This is a genomic window from Herbaspirillum sp. Her4, assembly GCF_057961335.1.
The window spans coordinates 5,141,224-5,165,203 of sequence record NZ_CM176330.1 but is presented as its reverse complement, the minus strand read 5'-3'; the positions used below and the strand labels follow the sequence as shown (position 1 = coordinate 5,165,203).

21 protein-coding genes and 1 pseudogene are annotated in these 23,980 nt (G+C 62.5%); 13 read left to right on the top strand and 9 right to left on the bottom strand.

The genetic code is table 11. The features are described from left to right. Positions 1–16: 16 nt before the first annotated feature. On the bottom strand, positions 17–2,248 hold the full coding sequence (locus tag ACWFUC_RS23395) for a TonB-dependent receptor (RefSeq protein WP_489637372.1): 2,232 nt from the start codon (positions 2,246–2,248) through the stop codon (positions 17–19). A gap of 370 nt (positions 2,249–2,618) precedes the next feature. Here ACWFUC_RS23395 and ACWFUC_RS23390 point away from each other — a divergent pair, with 370 nt between their 5' ends. From ACWFUC_RS23390 to ACWFUC_RS23330, 13 genes and pseudogenes are all read left to right on the top strand, one after another. Beyond that, on the top strand, positions 2,619–3,281 hold the full coding sequence (locus ACWFUC_RS23390; protein ID WP_008331064.1) for a response regulator transcription factor: 663 nt from the start codon (positions 2,619–2,621) through the stop codon (positions 3,279–3,281). 16 nt (positions 3,282–3,297) lie between these two features. Continuing rightward, a complete protein-coding gene (locus ACWFUC_RS23385; RefSeq protein ID WP_121045241.1) occupies positions 3,298–4,761 on the top strand; it encodes a sensor histidine kinase in 1,464 nt (487 codons plus the stop codon). A gap of 106 nt (positions 4,762–4,867) precedes the next feature. Next, positions 4,868–5,086, top strand: a complete 219-nt coding sequence (locus ACWFUC_RS23380; protein ID WP_034330326.1) for a hypothetical protein — start codon at positions 4,868–4,870, stop codon at positions 5,084–5,086. Next, complete coding sequence (locus ACWFUC_RS23375; protein WP_121045239.1) at positions 5,083–5,607, top strand: SecDF P1 head subdomain-containing protein; 525 nt, start codon at positions 5,083–5,085, stop codon at positions 5,605–5,607. The genes ACWFUC_RS23380 and ACWFUC_RS23375 overlap by 4 nt, the downstream gene beginning before the upstream one ends. Before the next feature lie 129 nt (positions 5,608–5,736). Beyond that, positions 5,737–6,396, top strand: coding sequence for a DUF1345 domain-containing protein (locus tag ACWFUC_RS23370; protein ID WP_039784524.1), 660 nt, complete (start codon positions 5,737–5,739; stop codon positions 6,394–6,396). A 274-nt stretch (positions 6,397–6,670) separates the two neighbouring features. Continuing rightward, positions 6,671–10,159 (top strand): response regulator, encoded by a 3,489-nt coding sequence (locus tag ACWFUC_RS23365; RefSeq protein WP_489623494.1) that lies wholly within the window; start codon positions 6,671–6,673, stop codon positions 10,157–10,159. Further along, entirely contained in the window at positions 10,144–10,995 is an 852-nt protein-coding gene (locus ACWFUC_RS23360; protein WP_039784526.1) for a CheR family methyltransferase, read from the top strand. Before ACWFUC_RS23365 ends, ACWFUC_RS23360 begins: the two co-directional genes overlap by 16 nt. Next, positions 10,992–11,627: a chemotaxis protein CheB gene (locus ACWFUC_RS23355; protein WP_489623493.1), complete on the top strand. Its 636-nt coding sequence runs from the start codon at positions 10,992–10,994 to the stop codon at positions 11,625–11,627. The genes ACWFUC_RS23360 and ACWFUC_RS23355 overlap by 4 nt, the downstream gene beginning before the upstream one ends. After that, the gene (locus ACWFUC_RS23350) at positions 11,624–12,742 is read left to right on the top strand and encodes a hybrid sensor histidine kinase/response regulator (RefSeq protein WP_121045235.1); all 1,119 of its coding nucleotides are present in this window, start codon (positions 11,624–11,626) and stop codon (positions 12,740–12,742) included. Before ACWFUC_RS23355 ends, ACWFUC_RS23350 begins: the two co-directional genes overlap by 4 nt. Positions 12,743–12,759: 17 nt before the next feature. Further along, on the top strand, positions 12,760–13,374 hold the full coding sequence (locus ACWFUC_RS23345) for a hypothetical protein (RefSeq protein WP_489623492.1): 615 nt from the start codon (positions 12,760–12,762) through the stop codon (positions 13,372–13,374). A 235-nt stretch (positions 13,375–13,609) separates the two neighbouring features. Continuing rightward, positions 13,610–14,080: a nuclear transport factor 2 family protein gene (locus tag ACWFUC_RS23340; protein ID WP_121045233.1), complete on the top strand. Its 471-nt coding sequence runs from the start codon at positions 13,610–13,612 to the stop codon at positions 14,078–14,080. Between the two features lie 9 nt (positions 14,081–14,089). After that, entirely contained in the window at positions 14,090–14,647 is a 558-nt protein-coding gene (locus ACWFUC_RS23335) for a TetR/AcrR family transcriptional regulator (protein WP_121045231.1), read from the top strand. Between the two features lie 150 nt (positions 14,648–14,797). Beyond that, positions 14,798–15,799: pseudogene (locus tag ACWFUC_RS23330) on the top strand (formylglycine-generating enzyme family protein). A 187-nt stretch (positions 15,800–15,986) separates the two neighbouring features. Here the strand turns inward: ACWFUC_RS23330 and ACWFUC_RS23325 are convergent. From ACWFUC_RS23325 to ACWFUC_RS23290, 8 genes are all read right to left on the bottom strand, one after another. Beyond that, the gene (locus tag ACWFUC_RS23325; protein WP_158601286.1) at positions 15,987–16,139 is read right to left on the bottom strand and encodes a hypothetical protein; all 153 of its coding nucleotides are present in this window, start codon (positions 16,137–16,139) and stop codon (positions 15,987–15,989) included. Between the two features lie 245 nt (positions 16,140–16,384). After that, positions 16,385–17,026, bottom strand: coding sequence for an ANTAR domain-containing response regulator (locus ACWFUC_RS23320; RefSeq protein WP_199725133.1), 642 nt, complete (start codon positions 17,024–17,026; stop codon positions 16,385–16,387). A gap of 4 nt (positions 17,027–17,030) precedes the next feature. Beyond that, positions 17,031–18,191, bottom strand: a complete 1,161-nt coding sequence (locus tag ACWFUC_RS23315; protein WP_489623491.1) for a transporter substrate-binding domain-containing protein — start codon at positions 18,189–18,191, stop codon at positions 17,031–17,033. Positions 18,192–18,200: 9 nt separating this feature from the next. Then, positions 18,201–19,202, bottom strand: coding sequence for an asparaginase (locus ACWFUC_RS23310; RefSeq protein ID WP_489623490.1), 1,002 nt, complete (start codon positions 19,200–19,202; stop codon positions 18,201–18,203). Between the two features lie 123 nt (positions 19,203–19,325). Then, on the bottom strand, positions 19,326–20,033 hold the full coding sequence (locus tag ACWFUC_RS23305) for a branched-chain amino acid ABC transporter ATP-binding protein (protein WP_134223042.1): 708 nt from the start codon (positions 20,031–20,033) through the stop codon (positions 19,326–19,328). Continuing rightward, positions 20,030–21,841, bottom strand: a complete 1,812-nt coding sequence (locus tag ACWFUC_RS23300; protein ID WP_489623489.1) for an ABC transporter permease subunit — start codon at positions 21,839–21,841, stop codon at positions 20,030–20,032. Before ACWFUC_RS23300 ends, ACWFUC_RS23305 begins: the two co-directional genes overlap by 4 nt. Next, complete coding sequence (locus ACWFUC_RS23295; protein ID WP_489623488.1) at positions 21,834–22,667, bottom strand: branched-chain amino acid ABC transporter permease; 834 nt, start codon at positions 22,665–22,667, stop codon at positions 21,834–21,836. Before ACWFUC_RS23295 ends, ACWFUC_RS23300 begins: the two co-directional genes overlap by 8 nt. An 82-nt stretch (positions 22,668–22,749) precedes the next feature. After that, the gene (locus tag ACWFUC_RS23290) at positions 22,750–23,922 is read right to left on the bottom strand and encodes a substrate-binding protein (protein ID WP_121045222.1); all 1,173 of its coding nucleotides are present in this window, start codon (positions 23,920–23,922) and stop codon (positions 22,750–22,752) included. Positions 23,923–23,980 lie beyond the last annotated feature (58 nt).

The following is a 23,980-nucleotide window of genomic DNA, read 5'->3' as shown; positions in this document are numbered from 1 at the left end:
GGCGCGTCCTCTTTCCTTACATGCGATAGGTCAGCGACAGCAGGGCGGTACGGCCCGAACCCGGGACCGAACGGCCGCCGTCGGATTGGATCAGCGCATCGTAATACATCTTGTCGGTCAGGTTGTAGAGGTTCAGGCGGATGTCGTAGGCCTTTGTGGTGTAGGCCAGCATCGCGTCGTAACGCGTGTAGCCGCCGACCTGCACCGTGTTGGTGGCATTGGCATAGCGTTGCGACATGTAGGTCGCACCGCCGCCGATCTGCCAGTGCGGCGCGACGTCATACGTGGTCCAGGTGGTGAAGGTGTGCTTGGGCGTGTTGACCGGGATCTTGCCGACCGAGGTATCGGCCACCGCACCGCCGACCACCTTGGCATCCAGGTAGGTGTAGTTGGCGGCGATCTGCCAGTCGCGTGTGATGCGGCCGGTGGCGCCCGCACGCGCGCCGTTCACGCGCACCGTGCCGGCCAGCTCATAGACGCCGGTGGCCACCTGGCTGCGGGCGTTTTCCTTGGTGATCTGGAAGCCGGCGGCGGTCAGCGCCAGGCCTTCGGCCACGTCCCACTTGCCGCCCAGTTCATAGGAGCGGTTCTTTTCCGGGTCGAGGTTCTGCTGGCCGGTGGTGCCGGTCAGCTGCTCCAGCGAGGGATTGAAGGAAGTGCCGTAGGAAACGTAATACGACTGCGCCGCGCTGGGCTGCCAGATCGCCCCCGAACGCACGCTCACGAAGTTCACGCTCTGCTGCGCATAGCCCAGTGCGGTGGAGCCGGCGGTATTGCCCGAGTTGATCGAGTTGCTGATGCTGGCCACGTAGCGGTCATAGCGCAGGCCGCCGACCAGCTTGAAGTGCGGCACCAGCTCGATGGTGTCGCCGACATAGGCGGCGATGGTGTTGGCACTGCCGCCGGCACGGTTGCCTGCGGTATCGGCCACGCTGCTGCCGGCGGCGCTGTAGGAAGGATTGACCAGGCTCACGCAATCCATGTAGCCGGTGGTGGCTCCGCTTGCGTTGAGCGAGCGGCCATTGCAGCTGCCGTTGCGGTAGTAGTTCTGGTTATCGTAACCGTCGTGACCAACTTCCACGCCCACCAGCGCATCGTGCTTGACGCTGCCGGTGCTGAACTTGGCGGCCAGTTCGGTCTGGTTGAAGATGGAGTAGTCGTTGATGTTGCGGTCATGGCTCTGACCGCGCACGAACAGGCTCGACAGGGGCAGGCTGCTGGCCGCATTGGTGAGCGCCGTGAAGCCGCTGGACGAGACCGTGCCGATGGTATTGGGCGCGGCTTCCACCGCATTGGTGTGCACGTAGTTGAACTGGGTCTGGTTGCGCAGGGTGACGTCGGGCGCGATCTTGTGCTTGATGCCGGCATTGAACGCGGCCACGTCCTGGATGGTGCGGTCGCTGTTCAAGCCATAGGCGGTGTTGCGGTCGACGTTGACGGGATGGCCGTTGAGCGGCGGCAGGCCGTAGTCGGGCTGGTCCTGGTTGTGCTGCAGCAGGGCCGAGAGCGTGATTTCAGTGGAGGTGCCGATACCCCAGACATAGGAACCGGCCAGGCCGAAGTCCTGCACATCGGTCTGGTTGCGCGTGCTGGCCGCGCCGTTCTGGGCCATGGCTTCGATGCGCAGGGCCGAAGTGTCCGACAGCGGGCGGTTGACGTCCACCGTGCTGCGCACCAGGCCATTGGTGGTCACCGAACCGGTGATCTCGGTGGCGGCCTTGAGGTTGGCTTTCTTGCTGACCTGATTGATGATGCCGCCGGTCGAGCCGCGGCCGAAGAGCATCGAGGAGGGGCCCATCAGGACTTCCACTTCTTCGATGGCGAAGGTGTCGCGGTAGTACTGGCCACGATCGCGGAAGCCGTCGAGATAGATGTCGGTGCGCGCCGAGAAACCGTTGAGGTTGATGTTGTTGCCGATCTGCCCGCCTTCGGCACCGCCCAGCGTGATGCCGGAAACGTTGCGCAGCGCATCGGCCAGCGAACTGACGCCCTGCGACTGCATCTGCGCCTTGTTGACCACCGTCACCGATTGCGGCACGTCGTGCAGGTCGGCCGGCAGCTTGGTGATGGCCGTGCCGGTGCTGGCGAAATCATCGCGGCGGCCTTCCACCGTCACCGGGGCCAGCTGGCTGCCGGTGGCTGTGGTGGCGGTCGTGCTGGTAGCGGGAGTGGCCTGCTGCGCGTGGGCGGAGAGGGGAGCGGCAAACGTGGCCACCAATGCGGCGGCGATCGGCGTGAGACGGTTCATGTTCTTCTTGTCGGTGAAGTGGAGTAGGAAACGATGAGCCGATCCTGCTCGCGCAGGACCGGCTCGAATGGCTGGCTACTCCGTCCTTCGATGTCGACAAGGAAGTCCGTTTGGCTGGCTGATGACCAGTGTTCTTTTTTTGCATGCTAATGAGTTGGATTCTCATTCGCATGGCTGGCAAGATTAAGGCGGAAGTCTGACAAATCGCTGTCATGAAGCTGACGATGAACTGAGTGTGACGAAAAAGAAACACTCTTTGCATGTCGCCGCCCGCCTGGGGGATCGCCTGATTTGCAGCATTGCCTGGGCTGCAATACGATGCAGCGGTTACGCAGATGTTTTGCGCCGTTTTTCTCTACCGAAGTCCCCTATGAATGTTCTGCTGGTCGAAGATGACCCGGTACTCACCGACGGTCTGTCGCGGGTACTCAACTCGCACGGTTTTACCGTGCATACCGTCAACAACGGCAACGATGCGCTGTCGCAGCGTTTCAACGCGGCCGTGCTGGTGCTCGACATCGGCCTGCCCGGCATCGACGGTTTCGAAGTCCTGCGCCGCATGCGCGCCAATGGCAACAACACCCCGGTGCTGCTGCTGACCGCACGCGACACCATCCCCGACCGCGTGCATGGCCTGGAGCTGGGTGCCGATGACTACCTGGTCAAGCCCTTCGCCACCCCCGAACTGGTGGCGCGCATCAAGGCGCTGATCCGCCGCAGTGCGCCGCAGCCGGCACAGCTGACCGTGGGCGGGCTGTCGCTGGACAACGCCACCAAGCGCGCCGACATCGACGGCCGCAAGATCGAACTGTCTCTGCGTGAATGGACGGTGCTGGAATACCTGATGCAACACGCTTCGCGCGTGGTCTCCAAGCAGCAGATCATCGATGCCGTCCTGCCCTGGGGCGAGGATTTCACGATCAATGCGGTGGAGGTGTATGTCTCGCGCATCCGTCTGAAGATTGCGGATTCGGGCGTGGTCATCCGTACCATCCGCGGCTTCGGCTACATGCTCGAAAAGAGCGAGAACTGAGCCGGCAGGCCGCGTCATGACGGTCATCGACCAGCAGCCGCCCGCCAGTGCGGCCAATGCGAGCAGCGCGGATAACTCGACCAGTGCCTCGCCTGCCACGCCGCCCGCAGCACCTGTCACCCACGCCAGCATCCGGCGCGATCTGCTCAAGTGGCTGATCGCGCCCTTGCTGCTGCTCAATCTGGTCGGTGCCGGCCTGACCTACTGGCTGGCCTGGCTGCCGGCCCAGCATGCGTTCGACCAGAACCTGATGGATTCCACCTGGGGCCTGTATGCCCAGGTGCGCCATCGTCAGGAACGCACCACTGCCGAGCTGACCCAGCAGGCCGAGCAGATCCTGCGCAGCAATCACTCCGACACCACCTTCTTTGCCGTGCGCAATTCGCAGGGCGAGATCCTGGTGGGCGACAAGGGCTTCCCGCAACTGCCGGAGAGCGAGACGTTCGACCGGCCCTTCAACTATGACGGCGAAATGCGCGGTGAACCGGTGCGTATTTCGGCCATGCAGGTGCGGGTCAAGAATGGCGTGATCTCGGTGGCGGTGGCAGAGACCATTCGCAAGCGCGATCGTGCGCACTACACCATCCTGCTGTCCTTCCTGCTGCTGGATGGCGGGCTGACCTTCGGGTCGCTGTCGGTGGTGCTGATCGCCGTGCGGCGCGGGCTGCGTCCCTTGAAGAGCCTGCAGCGCAATCTCGAGCAACGCGGCCACGGCAAGCTGGGGGCCATCGATGGCATTGGTGCGCCGGTGGAATTGCAGCCGCTGATCGTGGCCATGAACGAACTGATGGCCCGCATCAGCAAGGGTGAACAGGCGCAGCAGAATTTCATGGCCGACGTTGCCCATCAATTGCGCACGCCTCTCACGGGCCTGAAGCTGCAACTGGAACTGCTGCATGACAAGCACCAGGACCAGCCCGACACCGCCCGCTCGCTGGCGATGATGAACTCTTCGGTGGAACGCATGATCCGCCAGAGCCGGCAACTGCTGGCACTGGCGCGCTCGGAGCCGGGCCTGTTCGAAAGCCGCAAGCTGGAGGAGCTGTCGCTGCACAAGCTGGTGGAAGAATCGGTGCAGCACTTCATCGAAGAGGCCGACAAGAAACACATCGACCTCGGCTTCGACCTGCAGCCGGCACGCCTGCGCGGCGACCGTTTCCTGCTCGCCGACCTGATCGACAACCTCATCGACAATGCCGTGCGCTATTCCCCCTTGCACGGAACGGTGACGGTGCGCTGCCTGGAAGAAGAGGGAGCCACCGTCCTCTCGGTGGAAGATTCCGGCCCAGGCATTGCTCCCGAGCATCGCGAGCTCATCTTTGACCGCTACTATCGCGCCAATGACAAGATCGCCGGCAGCGGCCTGGGCCTGGCCATCGTGCGCGAGATTGCGCACGACCATGGCGGCGTCATCACGGTCGATTGCAAGGAGCAAGGGCAGGGCACCATCTTCACGGTACGCTTCCCGCTGGCGGGCTGAGCCCGGCGGCGATGGCCGCAGTTGCCGCACGACATCGTTTTCATGCAGAACCTCATGCCTGCCCCTGTGTCAAACGGGCTTCATCGTGAACGACTCAGGAGGCAGCATGACGGACAAGGTCTTGCAAAGTGGCACCCATATCGCCCGCTACGATGCGGTTGAAAAACCGGATGAAGGCTTCGAGGCGCAAGTCTTCGTGCGACTGTCGCGCGAGCCCGAGATCGCTGAAACCTACATTCCGGTAGGCCTCTTCCCGACCGAGGAAGAAGCCCTGGCCAGCGCCCGCGAACGCGCGCAGCGCGCCTTGAAGGAGCACGAATTTTGAGCCGCCTGCCTGCTTCCCCTTGTTTTTCCGCGCGTCGCCGCACTCTGTTGCTGGGTGCCGCCGCCGGTGCCGTCCTTGTGCTGGCGGGCTGTGCCACGGGCGGTGCCTCGGGCAGCGCGGACCATGGTCTCTCTTCATCAACCCTGTTTGAACTGCGCGGTGCGACCACCGTACCGACCCAGGGCTGGATCAAGGCGCGCCTGAGCGAACCACCGGGTGGCGACATCTATCTCGCCCCGCGCGCCGCACTCGATGCCGGCGACGTGCAGCGCGCGTCGGCGCAGAAGGATGCGGCCGGACGTGCGGTGCTGGTACTGCAATTCTCGCCCACCGGGACCGCCAGGCTGGCGGCGGCCTCGCGCGAATTGATGGGGCGCCAGCTCGCCGCCGTGCTGGAAGGCCGCGTGACCAACGTGGCCAGCGTGCAAGGCCCGATGACCATCAACACCATGGCCCTGACCGGATTGTCCAGTTTCGAGGACGCAGTGCGGCTGGCCAACCTGCTGTCCAAGGGTAACTAGGCCGCCTGCCCGCGCATGCTGAGGGAAAGCATGGCTGGCAGGGGCGGGCAGGGCATGCTAATGTCCTGCCCATTCGCGGCACTGCATTGACGCTGCCCTTACAGAAGACTCACAACATCAACAAGAACAATGTCCGTCGCCCGCCACATCGTCCAGGTCCATCCGCGCTTGCTCATCGGCATCGCCATCGGGATCGCCGCCGCCACCGTTCTCCCCGCCAGTACCTGGATCGGCCGCAGCCTCATCGGCTGGAATGCCGGCGTCTGGTTCTATTTGCTCAGCCTGTGGGTGATGATGCTGCGGGCCGATGCCAAGGCCGTCAAGCGCCTGGCCGAGACCGAGGACGAGAGCGCCCACGTGGTACTGGTGATGGTCTGCGTGGCAGCCATTGCGAGTTTGCTCGCCATCTTGCTGGAACTGGGCGGCAGCAGCCATCACGACGAGCGCGGCAGGCTGTTGCGCTATGCCTTCACGGCCTCCACCGTGTTCGGGTCGTGGGCTCTGATCGGGACCATCTTCACGCTGCATTACGCGCGCCTCTTCTATGCCGATGACGACGACCCGGAGGCCTTGCCACTGCGCTTCCCGGACGGCATACGCAATCCCGGCTACTGGGATTTCCTGTATTTCGCCTTCACCATCAGCGTGGCCGTGCAGACCTCGGATGTGGCCGTGGCCTCGCGCGCGTTACGCAAGTCGGTGCTGGCGCATTCGCTGATCTGCTTCGTGTTCAATGCCGCCATCATCGGCTTGTCCATCAATATCGCGGCCGGCCTGGCCGGCACCTGAAAGCGAGTGTCAGTGCCAGGATGACAGCGCTGCGGAACCGAACCGGCAGCGCTTTGTCCTAGCCGGGTTCAGAGGCAGGTGAGTGCGCGATCAAGCGCCGCACCGGCGCTCTGCGCAAACCGGAAGCCGCCCGTATAATCGGCGGCTTTCCCGGACGCAAGACCAAGGGGAGGGGGACACAGCGACACACAGAACCCCCGCAGCTCGACCAACGATTCGAATAACGGAGCGCACCGTGCGGGTTTATTCCAGCCAAGCTGAAGAACGTATTGCCATGTTGAAGCGCCAGGGCAAGGGCGCATTTTCCGGACCGCCGCTGCCGCTGGGGCCGCTGATCGGTTTTTCCGTCGCCATCCTCGCGGTGGTGCTCATTGCCCTGTTTACCTGGGAAGCCTCGGTCAGCCGGGGCCAGGCCGCCAATGCCGTCTCGCACACCATGAAGGTGCGCGAGCAGTTGCAGGTGCTGGTCTCCACGCTCAAGGATGCCGAGACCAGCCAGCGCGGTTTCCTGCTCACGGGCACCGAATCCTATCTGAGCCCCTACAACCAGGCACGCGCCGCGTTGCCTGGGGAGATCGCCAGGCTGCGCGAGCTGCTCTCCGACAATCCGGATCAGTTGCAGCGCCTGTCGCAGATCGAGCGCGTGGTCGCCGACAAACTTGAAGAACTGGCCGAGACCGTCAGCCGCCGTCGCAATGGCGATACGGCCGGCGCATTGGCCGTGGTGCAATCCGATCGCGGCAAGTTGTACATGGACCGCGTGCGGGTACTCACGCGCGACATGGAAGAACAGGAGCGCGACCTGCTGACCAGCCGTCAGGCCGACTGGCGCGATGCCGTGGTGTTTTCCACCGCCGTCGCCTGGGGCGGCTCGGGCTTGCTGCTGGTACTCATCATTGCCGCAGCCATGACCACTTCGCGCGATTATCGCGCCCGCGAAAAACAGACCTGGATCCGCAGCGGCCAGATGGGCCTGGCCGAACGCCTGCAGGGCGAACAACGCCTGGGGGCGCTGGGTGAAAACACGCTGGCCTTCCTGACCGCCTACCTCAATGCTCAGGTCGGCGCGATCTACCTGCGCACCGATAGCGGCGACTTCCAGCGCTTCGCCGCCTATGCGCTGGAAGAAAACGCGAGCGAACAACCGCCGCACCTGCGTGATGGCCAGGGCCTGCTGGGCCAGGCCGCCAAACTCAATCGCGCCATGCACGTCAAGGAAGTGCCGGCGCAATACCTGACAGTCTCCTCTTCCGTGGGGCGCCATGCACCGCGTGAGCTGCTGATCGTGCCCGCAGCGGCCGATGGTGTGGTGCAGGCCGTGTTTGAACTTGGCTTCCTGCGCCAGGTGCGGGCCGAGGAAGAAGAGCTGCTGGCGCGCCTGTCGGACCAGATCGCCATTGCCGTGCGTTCCTCCAAGGACCGCACCCGTCTGGAAGAACTGCTGGAAGAAACCCAGCGCCAGTCCGAGGAATTGCAGGCCCAGCAGGAAGAACTGCGCGTCAACAACGAAGAGCTGGAAGAGCAGGGCCAGGCCTTGAAGGCCTCGCAACTGCGCCTGGAAACCCAGCAGGCCGAACTGGAAGAAACCAATGCCCAGCTGGAAGAGCAGGCACAACTGCTGGAAATGCAGAAGGACGACCTGGCCAAGACTCAGGTGGTGCTGGTGGAAAAAGCCACCGAGCTGGAGCGCGCCAACCAGTACAAGAGCGAGTTCCTGGCCAACATGAGTCACGAGCTGCGCACGCCGCTGAACTCCACCCTGATCCTGGCCAAGCTGCTGGCCGACAACAAGCAGGGCAACCTTTCCGACGAGCAGGTGCGTTTCGCGCAAACCATTTCCTCGGCGGGCAATGATTTGCTGGCCCTGATCAACGACATCCTCGATCTCTCGAAGATGGAAGCGGGCAAGCTGGATATCGTTTCCGAATCCTTCGTGGTCAGCAAGATGGCCGAGGAACTCAAGGCCAGCTTCGCCATGACGGCCCAGCAGAAGGGCCTGGGCTTCAAGGTCGAGGTCGATCCGGGCGTGCCGCAGCGTATGGAAACGGACATGCAGCGCCTGGGCCAGATCCTCAAGAACCTGCTCTCCAACGCCATCAAGTTCACCGAGAAGGGCGAGGTCAGCCTGCGCATCTATGCGGATGCGGGCGGCCGCATCGCCTTTGCCGTGCGCGATACCGGCATCGGCATCGGGGCCGACCAGCATCAGTTCATCTTCGAAGCCTTCCGCCAGGCCGATGGCAGCACCCATCGCAAGTACGGCGGCACCGGGCTGGGCCTGTCGATCTCGCGCGACCTGGCGCATCTGCTGGGGGGCGATATTCAGGTGCAGAGCCGGGTAGGCGAGGGCAGCATCTTCACGCTCTCGCTGCCGCAGGTTTACAGCGGCGAGCAGGCCGTAGTGCGGATGCCGGCGGCCGTTGCCGCACCGTCGGCGGCGGCTGCGACCTTGCAGGCGGCGCAAGTCGCTACGGCGCCTGATATCCGTATCCCCAGCCCGCAGGTGGTGCCCGGCGCGCCGGCGAAACTGCAGGACATCGCCATCGATGATGACCGTCACCGCATTGAATCGTCCTCGCGCCTGATCCTGGTGATCGAGGATGACACCGCCTTCGCCATGATCCTGCGCGACCTGGCGCACGAGATGGGCTTCCAGTGCGTGGTCACGCATTCGGCCAATGAGGGCGTGTCGGCGGCGGAGATGTATCGTCCCAGCGCCATCCTGATGGACATGAACCTGCCTGACTTCTCCGGCCTGGGCGTGCTGGATCAGATCAAGCGCAATCCCAAGACCCGCCACATCCCGGTACACGTGGTCTCGGTGGCCGATTATTCGCACGAGGCACTGGAGCGCGGTGCCATCGGTTACGCATTGAAGCCGGTGCAGCGAGAAGAACTGGTAGGCGCGATCCGCAAGCTGGAGGCCAAGTTCCTGCAGGGCCTGCGCCATGTCCTGGTGGTCGAGGACGATGCGCGCCAGCTCGACAGCATCCGCCAGTTGCTGGCCGGCGAGAACATCAACCTGGTCGGCGTGCGCACGGCCGCCGACGCATTGGCCCGCCTGCGCGAGACCACCTTCGATTGCATGGTGATGGACCTGAACCTGCCCGATCTGTCCGGCTATCAGTTGCTGGAAAAGATGGCCGAGCAGGAACACGTGGCTTTCCCGCCGGTGATCGTCTATACCGGCCGTTCGCTGTCGGCCGAGGAAGAGCAGCACCTGCGCCGTTTCTCGCGCTCCATCATCATCAAGGATGCGCGCTCGCCGGAACGCCTGCTCGATGAAGTCACGCTGTTCCTGCACCAGGTGGAAACCACGCTGCCGCCGGAGAGCCAGCGCATGCTCAAGGTGGCGCGCGACCGCGAGACGGTGTTCGAAGGCCGCCGCATCCTGGTGGTGGAAGACGACGTGCGCAACATCTTTGCGCTATCCTCTGTGCTGGAACCCAAGGGCATGAAGGTCGACATCGCCCGCAACGGCCGCGAAGCCCTGGAGGCCCTGCAGCGCAGCCAGGAACAGCCGGGCGCGCCGATCGACCTGGTGCTGATGGACATCATGATGCCGGAGATGGATGGCCTGACCGCCATGCGCGAGATCCGCAAGCAAGCCGTCTGGAAGCGCCTGCCCATCATCGCCCTGACCGCCAAGGCCATGAAGGATGACCAGGAGAAATGCCTGGCCGCCGGCGCCAACGATTACATCGCCAAGCCTTTGGATGTGGAAAAACTGCTGTCCCTGGTACGCGTATGGATGCCGAAATAAACCAGGCACTGGCCAACCAGCATTTCGATATCGAGATGCAGTTGTTGCTGGATGCCATCTACCTCAAGTATCACTGCGACTTTCGCGGTTATGCCGGTGCGTCACTCAAGCGCCGCCTTGCTACCGCCATGATCCGGTTCGGCTGCGAAACACTGTCGCAATTGCAGGACAAGGTGCTGCATGATGCGACGGTATTCCCCGCGCTCATGGATTACCTCACGGTGCAGGTCAGCGAGATGTTCCGGGATCCCAGCTATTTCCTGTCGTTACGGGAGAAGGTGATCCCGCTGTTGCGTACCTATCCATCCTTGAAGATCTGGGTAGCCGGCTGCAGCAGCGGCGAGGAAGTCTATTCGCTGGCGATCCTGTTGCGCGAGGAAGGCTTGCTCGACCGCAGCATCATCTACGCCACCGACATCAACCAGGCCGCGCTGAAGAAGGCCGAGGCCGGCGTCTACGAGCTCGACCGTATCCCCGGTTTTACCAGCAACCACCAGAAATCCGGGGCGAAGACCTCGCTTTCGGATTACTATACGGCCGCTTATGGTGCCGTCGTCTTCGACAAGTCGCTGCGCAAGAACGTGGTCTTCTCCGATCACAGCCTGGCCACCGACAGTGTCTTTGCCGAGATGCACCTGGTGTCCTGCCGCAATGTGCTGATCTATTTCAATCGCCATTTGCAGGAGCGCGCGCTGGGCCTGTTCCGCGAATCGCTGGTGCGCAAGGGCTTCCTGGGACTGGGTTCGAAGGAATCGATGCGTTTCTCGACGCACGGTCCTGCCTTCGATGAAGTGGTGCGGGAAGATCGCATCTTTCAGAAGAAGGGGGAGCTATGAGCCTCGTCCCGCTGCCGGCCCTGGGTGGCCGTGCGATTGATGCAATCGTCATCGGTGCCTCTGCCGGTGGCGTGGAAGCCTTGTCGGAAATCCTGCCGGCGCTGCGGCGTGGTGCGCAGGTGGCGACCATGGTGGTACTGCACATTCCGCGTGAACGCCCCAGCCTGCTGGCCACCATCTTCGCCGATCGCTGCGGCCAGCCGGTAGTGGAAGCCCAGGACAAGGAGCCGGCGCAGCCGGGCGTGATTTACTTTGCGCCACCGGATTATCATCTGCTGGTGGATCGCAGTGATCAGGGGCCGGTGCTGGCCATGTCCAACGATGAACTGGTGAATTATTCGCGCCCGGCCATCGATGTGCTGTTCGAATCGGCGGCCGATGTTTACCGCGAGCGTTTGCTGGGCATCGTGCTGACCGGCGGCAATCATGACGGTGCGGCCGGATTGCAGGCCATTGCGCGCGCCGGTGGCGTGACCGTGGTACAAAGTCCGCAACAGGCACAGGTACCTTACATGCCGGAGCAGGCATTGGCGCTGGGACAGATTGATTATGTGCTCACGCTCCCGCAGATCGCCGATCTGCTGCGCACCCTGGGCGTATCGGGGAATGACCAGGAAAAGGAACGCAGGTGACAGAAAAATACAAAGACAGAGACCTGCCGCGGGTGAAATTCCTGCTGGTCGATGATCTCGACGAAAACTTGTTGGCCCTCTCGGCCCTGCTGCAGCGGGACGATGTCGAACTGCTGCTGGCCCGCTCGGGCCTGGAGGCGCTCGAACTGCTGCTGCAGCATGACGTGGCACTGGCCTTCCTCGACGTGCAGATGCCGGACATGGATGGCTTCGAGCTGGCCGAGCTGATCCGCGGCAGCGAGCGTACCCGCAACGTGCCGCTGATCTTCGTCACGGCGGGTGTACGTGATGAGCGCCGCCAGTTCAAGGGCTATGAGAGTGGTGCAGTGGACTTCCTCTACAAGCCCATCGAGCCGCATATCCTGCGCAACAAGGCCGATGTGTTCTTCCAGCTGTATCGCCAGAAGCAGTTGCTGGCGCTGGAGTTGAAGCAGCGCACCGAGACCCTGCGCATGAACGAAATGTTCGTGGCCATCCTCGGCCACGACCTGCGCAATCCGCTGAGTGCGGTGGTGATGGCGGCCACGCTGCTGCAGCGGACGTACAAGGAAGAGGTGGCACAGAAGGCCTCGCAACAGATTCTCAACGGTGGCAAGCGCATGGCCAAGCTGATCGACAACATGCTCGATCTGGCCCGCGCGCGCCTGGCCGGCGGCATCCCGCTGGTGCGTGCCAGTGCCTGCCTGGGCGAGATCACCGAACGGGTCGTGCAGGAATACCAGGCCACGTATCCGGGCAGTGTGGTCGAGCGCCGCATCGAGGGCGATGACAATGGCTATTGGGATGGCGACCGCCTGGGCCAGGTAGTGGCCAATCTGCTGGGCAACGCTTTGCAGCACGGCGCGGCGGACAGTCCGATCTGCATCGGCATCGATGGCCGCAGCGAGCAGGAAGTGGTCATGACCATCGCCAATCGCGGCGTCATTCCGGCGGCCTTGTTGCCGGTGATCTTCGATCCCTTCCGCGGTGGCGAGCGTGAGGTCGGCCGCAAGGAAGGTCTCGGACTGGGCCTGTTCATTGCCCAGCAGATCGTCAAGTCGCATGGTGGTAGCATCACCATGAGTTCGGATGACCAGGTGCAGACCATGGTGACGGTGAGGTTGCCTAGGCGCTGAGCGTCATTGCATCCGCAGTGAATGAATTGGGCGATGGCCACGGCGGCAAGCAGAACTACGGAGTCAACCAGATTTCTGAAGGTGAAAAACCTTCCGCTTTTCCATCGGTCTTCCGCCAACAAAGTACGGAAGCATTTCAACTTTTCGATCCGGAGCCATCGACGTCCATGCACAACGCCAATCCCGATAATTCTGCCACCACGCCACATCTGAACAAGGCGCGCTATCTGGTGGTGGCGGGATGGGTGCTGTTCATGATCTCGCTGTTCCTTCCTTTGCAGAACACTGATCTGGGATACGCGGCCCTGATCTATTCGTTCGTCTTCCTGATGTCCATCTTTGATCGACTGGAACCGCAACTGATCTGGATGGGCAGTTACGCCTTGGTCAACGCCGGCATGATCGTTTCCCTTTTCATCGCCTGGAAGGGGCCACTGATCAGCCATCCACGCTGCTCTTTGTTCTTTACGCTGGCGGCCGTGGACACCTTGTTCGCTCCCCTCTTTGCGAAAGAGTTCACCCAGTACCCGGCATTCTGGTGCTGGGCAGCTTCCGTTATATTGGTGGCATCGGGAATGAATCTGGCCCGGCTCCAACAGAACGATCTTGCGTCCTTGAAGGCCAGGCATTAGGGCCTGCTCATACTTGTCTTGTACCCGAAATGCCTGCTCCTCTGAGCAGGTTTTTTTTTAGGTGCTACGAAATCTCCTCGCAATATTCTCCTGGTCTTGCACAGGCTGGATTCAAGCTGTGCCGGCAAGACGACGTCCGTCAAGAAATCGCTTGTCAATCAAAGTTGATCGGTCTATATTGTGTGTACCGAACAGTACATACGGTACTGAAAGGTACACTAATTGGAGAAAGATCATGTCGATTCGCCCGCCGCTTCCCCCTTTCACTCGTGAAACCGCCATCGAAAAAGTCCGTCTTGCCGAAAACGGCTGGAATACCCGTGACGCCGAAAAAGTTGCACTGGCCTATACCGAAGACAGCTGGTGGCGCAATCGCGCCGAATTCGCACAGGGCCGCGAAGCCATCACCGCACTGCTCAAGCGCAAGTGGACGCGTGAGCTGGATTACCGTCTGGTCAAGGAGCTGTGGGCCTTCGACGGTGCGCGCATCGCCGTGCGCTTTGCCTACGAGTACCATGATGATTCCGGCCAGTGGTATCGCGCCTACGGCAACGAGAACTGGGAATTCGATGCGCAGGGCCTGATGCATCACCGTCACGCTTGCATCAACGAGCATCCGATCAAGCCGGAAGAACGCAAATTCCTGTGGGACAATAGTGGCCCGCGCCCGGCGGATCATCCCGGGCTGAGCGATTTCGGTATCTGAGGAAAATGAATGGCTAGAGTCATTGCGGAAAAAGACGATGTGATCCCCCTGCTGGCGGAAGTCTTCCGCACCTATGGCTTCGAAGGGGCGAGCCTGGCGCGCATCAGTGAAGGGACCAGGCTGGGCAAGGGGAGCATCTATCACTTTTTCCCGGGCGGCAAGGAGGAGATGGCGCAAGCCGTGCTGGGCCACGTGGATGCGTGGTTCCGGCAGCATGTGTTCGAGCCGTTGAACGAGCGTGACGATGCCGTGGCAGGCATCAAGGCCATGTTCGACGACGTCAGCCGCTATTTCCTCTCGGGGCAGCGTGTCTGCCTGGTCGGCGTATTTGCGCTGGGCAATGAGCGCGATCGCTTTGCCGTGATGGTGCGTGATTACTTCATCGCCTGGATCGATGCGCTCGCGTCCGCCCTGGTGCGGACCGGGCGCAAGCCCAAGGAAGCCAGAACGCTGGCCGAGGAAGTCGTGGGCGGGATACAGGGCGCGCTGGTGCTGGCGCGCGCCCTGGACAGTACCGATGTGTTTGCCGATGCGTTGAAGCGTTTCCAGAAGCGGCTGTTGGGCTGATCTCCCGTCCAGCAGGGTGAGTGCAACGGCATGGGGTTGCCGTTGTGTTCTGGGCGCTATCCGTCATCTGACAGGCCGTGTACTTGATGTTTGAGTTTCAACGAGGATGACAACTGCGGATACAAGGGGGGTACCTTGAAACACCGATTCATGAGATGGACGGCGATGTTGCTTTGGTCGACATGCCTGTTCGCCTCTGCAGAGGAAAAAACTCAACCGTCTCTGACGATGGAAAACTCCATTGGCATGCAGATGGTGCTGATCCCGGCGGGCGAATTCTGGATGGGAACCGAGGAGTCGCTGGCCGCGCTGAAGCAGGCCTATCCGAATTATGAGGAGCGGCGGCTGCGCGATCTCGACGATGAACGGCCGCGGCACAAGGTGCTGATCACCCATCCGTTCTATCTCGGGAAGCATCTGGTCACGGTGGGCCAGTTCGCGAAATTCCTGGCCGAGTCGGGCTATACCCCGGAATCCATTCGCGATCAGACCGGCGGTTACGGCTACAACCCGCATTACGATCCTGAGAAAACCGAACGCAAAGACGCATTCGAAGGCCGCAGCCCGCAATACAGCTGGAAAAACCCCGGCTTCCCCCAGGCCGATGATCATCCGGTACTCAACGTCACCTGGAATGATGCATCAGCCCTTGCAGCCTAGCTCAGTGAGAAAGAGCACGCGCACTATCGTCTGCCGACCGAAGCCGAATGGGAATACGCTTGCCGCGCGGGGACGACGACGCGCTATCCCAATGGCGATGATCCGGAGGGCCTGAGTCAGATCGCCAACACCTTTGATGCCGACGCTGCTCCCTACTGGCCACGCATGGCCGGTCGCGCGCTGAAGAGTCACGACGGCTTCGCCTTCACCTCGCCGGTGGGCAGTTTTCCGGCGAATGCCTTCGGGCTGTATGACATGGTAGGCAATGCCTGGGAATGGACCGCCGACTGGTATGGCGAAGAGACCTATGCGCGTTCGCCGCTGGCCGACCCGCGCGGGCCAGCCAGCGGTGAAACCAAGGTGCGGCGCGGTGGCTCGTGGCATACCTGGTCACTGTATGCGCGGTGTGCCTTCCGGAACTGGAATACCGTCAGTACGCGCTATACGCTGGTGGGGATCAGGCTGGTGCGGGATGTGGAAGTCCGGCATTGAAAATGGCGTCGGGCGCTGCCAGCGCGTCGGCTTCCGCATCCGGCCAGAATGGCTCAGTAGCGCAGGACGTCAGATCACTTTCACGAACAAGCCAGCGACGATGGTTGGCACGTCCGAGCAGATCAGGTCGAACGCAGAGTGGATGAAGTAGTCCATGTGATTGCTCCGGTGAGGGTGACTGCGAGACTCAGCAGTAAGTGATGTTGGCCAGCGCTTCCAGCATGTGCATGAACCAGTGGCCGTCGTCGGCACGATAGCGGCAGATGGTGGTGGCAGCGGCATTGCCGGCAGCAGCCAGGGACATGAGGGCAGCGACGAGGCAGGTAGCGTGGATGCGCATGGTGTTCTCCGGTTGGGTGAGGATCGGTGCGGCTGGTATGGGTGAAGCTTGATCCTCGGGGGTTTCAACCGGATTGCAGCGGAGCGGAGACGTGTTTCAGTTGAAATGGGGGCGTTCAGCAACGCGCGGAGGGAGTGGGTGGGTTGAGATTCTCAAGCAAGAAAAACTCTCCCTCCGGCGAAGAACGGACGAACGTTTCACCTGCTTGAACGCCGTCTGTTCATCGCACTACAGGAGTGTCATCGTTATACCCCGTCACCGGGGTTCTTCCCCTTTCCCGCTGCGAGGAAACCCAGTTTCTCCATCGCATCCTGGGTTTCCAGCAGCATCGTTGCTACTTCCGCGACAGTCACTCGCAGGCCAGTGGCACGCTCCCTCATGAATTGGTAAGCGCTTTCTTCGCTGTGCTTCTGGTATTCAACCAGCACACGAATCGCCTTCTCGATCTGCCGGCGTGACTTGATGGTCGATTCGAGCTTGTCTATCTTGGCCTGCTGCCGTTGTTGAAAACCCTGTGAAGAGCGCGCCAGCACCAGCGTACTCAGGATGCCTTGCGAGCGGAACGGACGTGTCAGCACACCGTGCGCCTTGGTGTCCAGCAACAGCTTCAAGGTGGTCGGGCTTTCATAGTCGGACAGGGCGACCAGGGCCGCATCCACGGCGCTGGCATTCCATCCGCTGCGTCCTTCGAGCTCCTGCGATATCTGGAAGAAAATGACGTCGGCTCCGGTCGGCGGCTCCGTTGGACTGGGCCAGATCACGCGCAGCCGGCAGCCGATGCGCTGCAACTGCTGGATCACTACGTCCCGGTCTTCTCCGGGCGGATAGACGACGGCTACGCAGATACTGCGCAGGTCCTCGTAAAGTCGGCGAAGGCTTTGTCCCATGACCTTACCTCAACCAGAAACCGGAAAAGCCGAAAGTGGAAAGATAGGGGTCCGGCTTGACGGGCTCCGACGCTTCCCAGGCGATGTCGAACTGTCCGTCGCTACGGCAGATGCCAATGCGCGGGGTAAGGGCGCAATGATTGTTGTCTGCGTCGACACTGATGCGCCCTTCAGGCGAATCGAATGACACCGTATGAGTGGCCTCCACCAGCTTGCGCCGGTCCAGGCTGCCTGCGCGCTGCAGGGCGCGCGCAAACAGGTGGACCTGGGCATAGGCCATCTCCGACCAGGTGCTGGTGGGCCGGTCGCCGAAACGCTTGCGCCAGAGGGCGAGGAAATGCCGGTTGCTCTCATTGTCCAGCGAACCGAAATAGGTCGCGGCTGTGATGTGGCCCGCGCAGTGCCGGGCACCGATCAGGCGGATCTCTTCCTCCGCCATCGAGAGGCTGGCGATCGGTGTGGTCGTCGGATCGAATCCGAACTCGGGATAAAGCTGGTAAAACAGCCGCGCCGATTGTCCCACCAGCGTCGAAAACACCACGTCGGGCTGGGCCGCCTTGATGTCGGTCAGCACCTCTTCCAGTTCGCCCCGGCCGGCTTCCAGCGGCAGGTAGATTTCATCGAGGATCTCGCCACCATGCTGCTCCACCATGTCGCGCATGACGCGATTGGATTCGCGCGGATAGATGTAGTCGGTACCTACCAGGAAGAAGCGGGTGCGCTTGTTCTGCATCAGGTAGGCGGCCAGCTGCACGCTGTTCTGGTTCGGGACGGCACCGGTATAGATCACGTTGGGTGAATACTCGAAACCCTCATAGAAGGAGCAGTACCACAGCAGTGCGTTGTTGCGTTCGATGACCGGCAGCACCGCCTTGCGGCTGGATGAGCGCGAGCAGCCGAATACCACGTTGATCTCGTCCTCCAGCAGCAGGCGCGTGACCAGCTTGCGATATTCCGCGATGTCGCCCTTGGGGTCGTAGGCCACCGGCACCAAGGGCCGGCCGAGCACACCACCGAGCTGGTTGATCTCTTCGATCGCCAGCGCGGTCCCGAAAAAGTGTTCAGATTCCGTGACCCCGGTTGCGCCCGACCGAGAAAACAGCACGCCAATGCGCCAGCCATCTTCCTGTCGCACGCGCGTATCCTGGAATGAAGTGGTATTCATGGTCGGTCCTTATCGGTCGAACAGCGCCTGCAAGCGGTCCGTGTCTTGCGTGGATTGCAGGGCCAGCATCAGCAGGATACGGGCTTTCTGCGGACTCAGGTCATCGGCGAAGACTGCGCCGACAGCCTTGAGGGTAGCACCGCCGCCGTCGAAACCGTAGGACGGCGATACGCGGCCATGGGGCACACGGGTGGAGATCACCACCGGGATGCCCTGTCCGGTGGCGTGCCGGATTGCCTCATACATGTCGGCATTCACGTTGCCGCAGCCGAGCGCCTGGATCACGATCCCGCTTGCGCCCAGCGTCACCGCAGCGCGCAGCAAGTCACCGCTGGCTCCGCCGAACATGGGGATGATCTCGACCCGTGGCAAAGTACCGCCGAGCAAGGGCAGATGCTGGCGGCGCATCGGCCGGCGCGCGAAAACCACGCGATCTTCATCGGCTACCCCCAGCACGCCGAAATCACCGGACTTGAAGCTTTCGACGTCGGCAGTATGGGTCTTGCTGACATCGCGGGCGGCGTTGATCTGGTTGTTCATCGCAATCATCGCGCCCAGGCCGTGCGCTTGCGCGCTGGCGCACACACGCGCTGCGTTGAGCAGATTGCGCGGTCCGTCGAAATCCGGGCTGGAGGCATTGCGCTGCGCACCGATCAGCACTACCGGCTTGTCGCTGGCCAGGGTCAGGTCAAGGAACCACGCGGTTTCTTCCAGCGTATCCGTGCCGTGGGAGACGATCACGCCGTCCACTTCCGGGCGCTCCAGCGCGGCTGCGGCAGCCTGCTGCAGGGCGATCCAGCGTGGCGGATCCATATAGCCGGACGGTACGTTGAAGAGATTGACGACCTCCAGCTGCGCGATGGCGCGGATGCCGGGCACGGTGGCCAGCAGATCATCGCCCGAGAGGGCGGGCACCGGCGCCTTTCGGACAGGGTCGATTTTCATGGCAATGGTGCCACCGGTGGAGATGTAAACGCAGAGGGGCAGGTTGGATTGGGCTGAACTCATCATGGCATCGAATGGTTGGCAAGAAATATGCCCGCGGCCGCAGCGGCCCGGCACGCGGGATGGGGGATCGCACCGATTATCGTCACAGAGCGGGTGCCGGGACAAGCGGCGCAACCCATGCCCACGTCATACGCGCAAGTGCCCGAAGACAAGTTCTGCCGCGCCGTCGCGCTTGGCGGGGCCCTCCTCGACCAGCTCGCCCTGCTTGATGATGAGGTAGCGGTCCGCCACTTGCAGCGCGAAGGGCACGTTCTGTTCAACCAGCAGCAGCGTGGTGCCGTGCTGCCTGCGCTCCTCCTGCAGCGCGTTGGCCAGGCGGTCGATGACCGAGGGCTGCAAGCCTTCGGTGATCTCGTCCAGCAGGATCACCGAGGGCCGCATCATCAGGGCGCGTGCCAGCAACAGCATCTTTTGCTCACCGCCGGAGAGGGTGCCGGCGTATTGCTGCAGCCGGCTGCGAAACACCGGGAACAGGGGTTCGACGGCAGCGAAGCGCTCTTCGAACAACGCCGGCTGCGCGAGCCCCAGGCGCAGGTTGTCGCCGATGCTCAGTTCGGCGAAGAGGGCGTTCTCCTGTGCCGCATAGGCCACCCCCTGGCGCGCGATGCGGTGCGGTGCCAGGTGCGTGATGTTGCGCCCGTGCAGGTGGATCGCACCGCCCTGCTTGCCGAGGTAGCCCATGATGGTCTTGAGCAGCGTGCTCTTGCCCATGCCATTCTTGCCCAGCAGGGCTACGGCCTCGCCTTGCGCGATGTCCAGCGACACGCCGCGCAGCACGACCGACGCACGATAGCCGCTGGTAATGCCGTCCAACACCAGTGCCGATGATCTCATTGCGCCTCCGTTGCGTGGGTACTGCCTGAATAAATGGTGTTGACCAGTTCCGAATTGACCACCTCCTCGAAACTGCCTTCCATGGCGATCGCACCTTGATGCAGCACCACGATGCGGGTGGCGATCTGCTGCACGAAATCAAGATCATGCTCCACCAGCAGGCAGCACAGCCGGTACTTGAGCGCGAGCGAAGACAGTACCCCGCCGATTTGCGTACGCTCGGCCTTGGTGAGCCCGGCGGTAGGTTCATCCAGCAGCACCACACGGGGCTCCAGCGCCAACACCATGGCCAGTTCCAGCGCCTGCTGCTGGCCGTGGGAGAGATCCCCGGCGACGCTGTCGAGTTTCTCATCCAGACCGGTGGCGCGCATCACGTGCAAGGCATAAGGGGGGAGATGCAGCACGTCCGCACGCCGGAACAGGGCCGGCCGTTCAAGCCGCGCACGGGCGATGCGCAGGCATTGCGCCACGGTCAGTGTGTCGAAGATATTGGCGTTCTGGAACTTGCGTCCCAGCCCGAGGCTGACGCAGGCCTCCGGCGGCAATTGGCCGATGTCGCTGCCGCACAGCGCGATGCTGCCGGCGCTGCGCTCGGCACCATCGCTCATGCAGCGCATCAGCGTAGTCTTGCCAGCTCCATTGGGACCGATCAGCCCGACCAGCTCGCCGGCACGGGCGGCGAAGTCGATGCCGCGCAGCACCTTCAGCGGACCGAAGTGGCGGGCCACTCCCTGCATGCGGATCGCCTCCGCCTGCGCATCGCCGCCGGTCACGCCGGCACATTCTTCCAGGCCCGGCTGATGCGCGCTTGCGCGGCCCAGGCCGAGGGGCCGCAACAGCAGCGGCACCAGGCCCTGGGGCAGCAGTACGATTACCAGGATGAACGCTGCGCCCAGGATCAATTGCCAGGCAAAGGGCATGCTGCTGCTGAGATAGGCGGTGGCAACGTTGATCAATACGGCTCCGATCAATGGTCCCCACAGGCTGCCACGCCCGCCCAGCGCGACCCAGATGATGAATTCCGTGCCCAGCGCGAAGCCGGCCAGCTCGGGTGCGACCACGCCACTGAAAGCGCCGTAGCCGAATCCGGCCAGACCGGCCAGTACTGCCATGGCCACCAGCAGCGTAATTTTCACCAGCGAGGTGTTGATGCCCAGATAGCTGCAGCGCTGCTCATTGTCGCGGATGGCGGCGAGCAGGCGGCCGGCATCGGAGCGCACCAGCAAGCAGCCGGCCAGCGCAGCCACTGCCAGCATGCCGCCCGAGATCCAATACCAGGCGTCTAGGGAAAAATCGAAGCTGTCATAACCGGTCAGCCCGGAACTGGAGCCGGTCCAGCTGCCACCCGACAGCAGCAGCTGGGTCAGCACGATGGGCAACACCAGCGAAATCACGGTGGCGAAGAACGGCGACGCACCGCGATAGAACGACAGCCATCCGGCCAGCGCCGCCACCGCTGCTGCTGCAGCGATGGTGGTGCCGATTGCCAGCATGACCGTGACAGGGCTGAAGCCGCCATGCGTGAACACCAGTCCGGCGGCATAGGCACCGATTCCGAAGAAAGCCGACTGGCCGAACGTGAGGTAGCCGGTATAGCCCCACAGAATATCGACGGTCATCGCAACGATGGCCATGAAATAGGCCTTGATGAGGATGTTTTGCAGGTAGGTGTCGAAGATCCACGGCCCGGCAGCCAGCAACAGCAGGCCCACACCGACGAACAGCAAGACGCTGCGCAGAGAATGGCGTACGCGTGCGGCACCCGCCCGTGAGGAAGGTGCGGCGGAAGAAAGAGAGGAGTTACGCACGGGCCAGCCCCTTCGGTCGGATACGCAAGGTCACTGCAGCGAGGACGGCGATGGTGAGACCGCCGAGCACAGGATTGGCGTAGGTGCTGACCAGCACCTGCGCAGCACCGAATACCATGCAGGCCAGCAGCAGGCTCAGGATGGAGTGGCCGGAGATCATTACCAGCATGAAGGCACTGATCAGCCAGGGCAGGCCCATATTGGGATCGACGCTGGAGAGCGGCGTGATCATCGCGCCGGCCAGTGTCCCCAGTCCGGCACCCAGGCTGAAGGTGACGAAACGTACGCGGCCGGAATGGATGCCCAGGCTGCTGGCCAGTTCCTCATTCATGATCACTGCGCGGGTACGCACGCCGAAATCCGTACCGTTGAGCAGCGCCGTGAGCAGCAGGCAGATGCCCAGCGCCAGCGGCACCAGCAACAGGCGGTAGGCGGAGTAGTCGACGCCGAGGATGTTCCAGGTCCCGGTCAGCGGTGCGTTGACGAACTGCACCTCGCGACCGAAGGCCATCACGATCAGCTGGCCAATCACGATGCTCAGTCCCCATGTCGCCAGGATGGCGTCCAGCGGCCGCTTGTAAAGGCGGCGAACGATCACGCCTTCGACCAGCATGCCCACGGCGATACCGGCTACCAGCGCCAGCGGCCATCCCAGCCAGGGATCGAGTTGCAGACGCGTGGTTACGTAACTGGCGTAACCGCCCACGGTCAGCAAGGCCCCGTGGGCGAAATTGACGATCTTCATGACACCGAAGATCATCATCAGTCCGGCGGTGACGACGAACAGCATCGCGGCCGTCGTCAGCATATCCAGCAATAGCGCCATGGCGCTCTCCTCTCGTTTCTCAGGCCGCCGCGGTCATGGCCGCGGCGGCGTTGTTATCGCAAAGCGGTCCTGCCTGCCGCCATCACTTGATGCTCGGGCACTGGTTGCCGGGGTCGACGCTGGCGAAGGTCTCCAGAATACGGATCGATCCGTCGGCCTGCACCTGGCCCAGGCGCATGGAAAGCGGCGCATGATGGCTCTTGTTCATCGCCACCGTGCCACGCGGACCGTTGAACGACACTTCGCCGAGCGCCTTGCTCACCTTGTCGCTGTCAGTCGATCCGGCTTTCTCGACGGCGGCCTTGTACAGATAGAAGGCTTCGTACTGGGGCTCGGACAATTCATTGGGGGTCTTCAGGTCTGCGCCGAATTTTTTCTTCAGCGCGTCCATGAATTTCCTGTTTTCCGCCGTATCGATGCTGGTCAGGTAAGAAGCCGACATGTAGAGCCCGGTGGCGGCATCGCCCATGGTCCTGGCGGTACCCTCGTCAATGGCGAGGTTGCCGTAGGGTAGCGTCAGACCGGCTCCCTTGAGCTGCTTCGCCAGCGACACATTGGGTGCGCCGCCGGCGGTGGCGCTGATCAGGGCGTCCGGCTTGCTGGCACGGATCTTCGAAACTACCGTGGTCCAGTCGCTGCCGTCGATGGGCAGGTATTCTTCGCCGACGACCTTGCCGCCTTTCTGCTCGATGTACTTCTTGGTGAATTCCAGCATGCCTCGGCCAAAGGCGTAGTCGCTGCCGACCAGGAAGAAGGTCTTGGCATTCATGGACTTGCTGAAGTAATCCACTACCGGCGCCACCTGTTGCTCCGGCACCCAGCCGTTGGCGTACATCCATTTATTGCACGAGCGACCCTCGTAGAAGGACGTGTAGATGTAAGGTACCTTGCCGCGGCTGATCACCGGCAGCGCAGCATTGCGTGCGGCGCTGGTTTCCATGGCGATGACGGCGTTGACCCTCTTTTGGAACACCAGCGTATCGAAAGCTTTCTGCGCGCCCACTGCGCCGGAGGCGTCATCGACGATTTCCAGCTCCAGCTTGCGTCCCATGATGCCGCCCGCGGCGTTGATTTCATCGACCGCCAGTTGCGAGGACTGCACTACGGCCGGTGCCACCACGCTGTTGGCACCCGATAGCCCGACCGCCACGCCGATGCGGATGGGCTCGGCGGCGTGGGCCGGCGCAGCTGCGGCAAGCAGGGAAAATGCGACAGCAAATACGCCATGGGGCAGCGCGAAAGTGAATCTGTTCATCATGAACTCCTCAGTCGGTGTGAGTGGATGGATGGAATGGATCCTGAAAGAAAAGCGG

Coding starts and splice junctions, on each gene's coding strand:
- ACWFUC_RS23340 (WP_121045233.1), top strand. CDS start 13,610: ATGTCGATTCGCCCGCCGCTTCCCCCTTTCACTCGTGAAACCGCCATC.
- ACWFUC_RS23310 (WP_489623490.1), bottom strand. CDS start 19,202: ATGATGAGTTCAGCCCAATCCAACCTGCCCCTCTGCGTTTACATCTCC.
- ACWFUC_RS23335 (WP_121045231.1), top strand. CDS start 14,090: ATGGCTAGAGTCATTGCGGAAAAAGACGATGTGATCCCCCTGCTGGCG.
- ACWFUC_RS23355 (WP_489623493.1), top strand. CDS start 10,992: ATGAGCCTCGTCCCGCTGCCGGCCCTGGGTGGCCGTGCGATTGATGCA.
- ACWFUC_RS23380 (WP_034330326.1), top strand. CDS start 4,868: ATGACGGACAAGGTCTTGCAAAGTGGCACCCATATCGCCCGCTACGAT.
- ACWFUC_RS23390 (WP_008331064.1), top strand. CDS start 2,619: ATGAATGTTCTGCTGGTCGAAGATGACCCGGTACTCACCGACGGTCTG.
- ACWFUC_RS23320 (WP_199725133.1), bottom strand. CDS start 17,026: ATGGGACAAAGCCTTCGCCGACTTTACGAGGACCTGCGCAGTATCTGC.
- ACWFUC_RS23295 (WP_489623488.1), bottom strand. CDS start 22,667: ATGGCGCTATTGCTGGATATGCTGACGACGGCCGCGATGCTGTTCGTC.
- ACWFUC_RS23315 (WP_489623491.1), bottom strand. CDS start 18,191: ATGAATACCACTTCATTCCAGGATACGCGCGTGCGACAGGAAGATGGC.
- ACWFUC_RS23370 (WP_039784524.1), top strand. CDS start 5,737: ATGTCCGTCGCCCGCCACATCGTCCAGGTCCATCCGCGCTTGCTCATC.
- ACWFUC_RS23305 (WP_134223042.1), bottom strand. CDS start 20,033: ATGAGATCATCGGCACTGGTGTTGGACGGCATTACCAGCGGCTATCGT.
- ACWFUC_RS23365 (WP_489623494.1), top strand. CDS start 6,671: ATGTTGAAGCGCCAGGGCAAGGGCGCATTTTCCGGACCGCCGCTGCCG.
- ACWFUC_RS23385 (WP_121045241.1), top strand. CDS start 3,298: ATGACGGTCATCGACCAGCAGCCGCCCGCCAGTGCGGCCAATGCGAGC.
- ACWFUC_RS23360 (WP_039784526.1), top strand. CDS start 10,144: ATGGATGCCGAAATAAACCAGGCACTGGCCAACCAGCATTTCGATATC.
- ACWFUC_RS23325 (WP_158601286.1), bottom strand. CDS start 16,139: ATGCGCATCCACGCTACCTGCCTCGTCGCTGCCCTCATGTCCCTGGCT.
- ACWFUC_RS23395 (WP_489637372.1), bottom strand. CDS start 2,248: ATGAACCGTCTCACGCCGATCGCCGCCGCATTGGTGGCCACGTTTGCC.
- ACWFUC_RS23290 (WP_121045222.1), bottom strand. CDS start 23,922: ATGAACAGATTCACTTTCGCGCTGCCCCATGGCGTATTTGCTGTCGCA.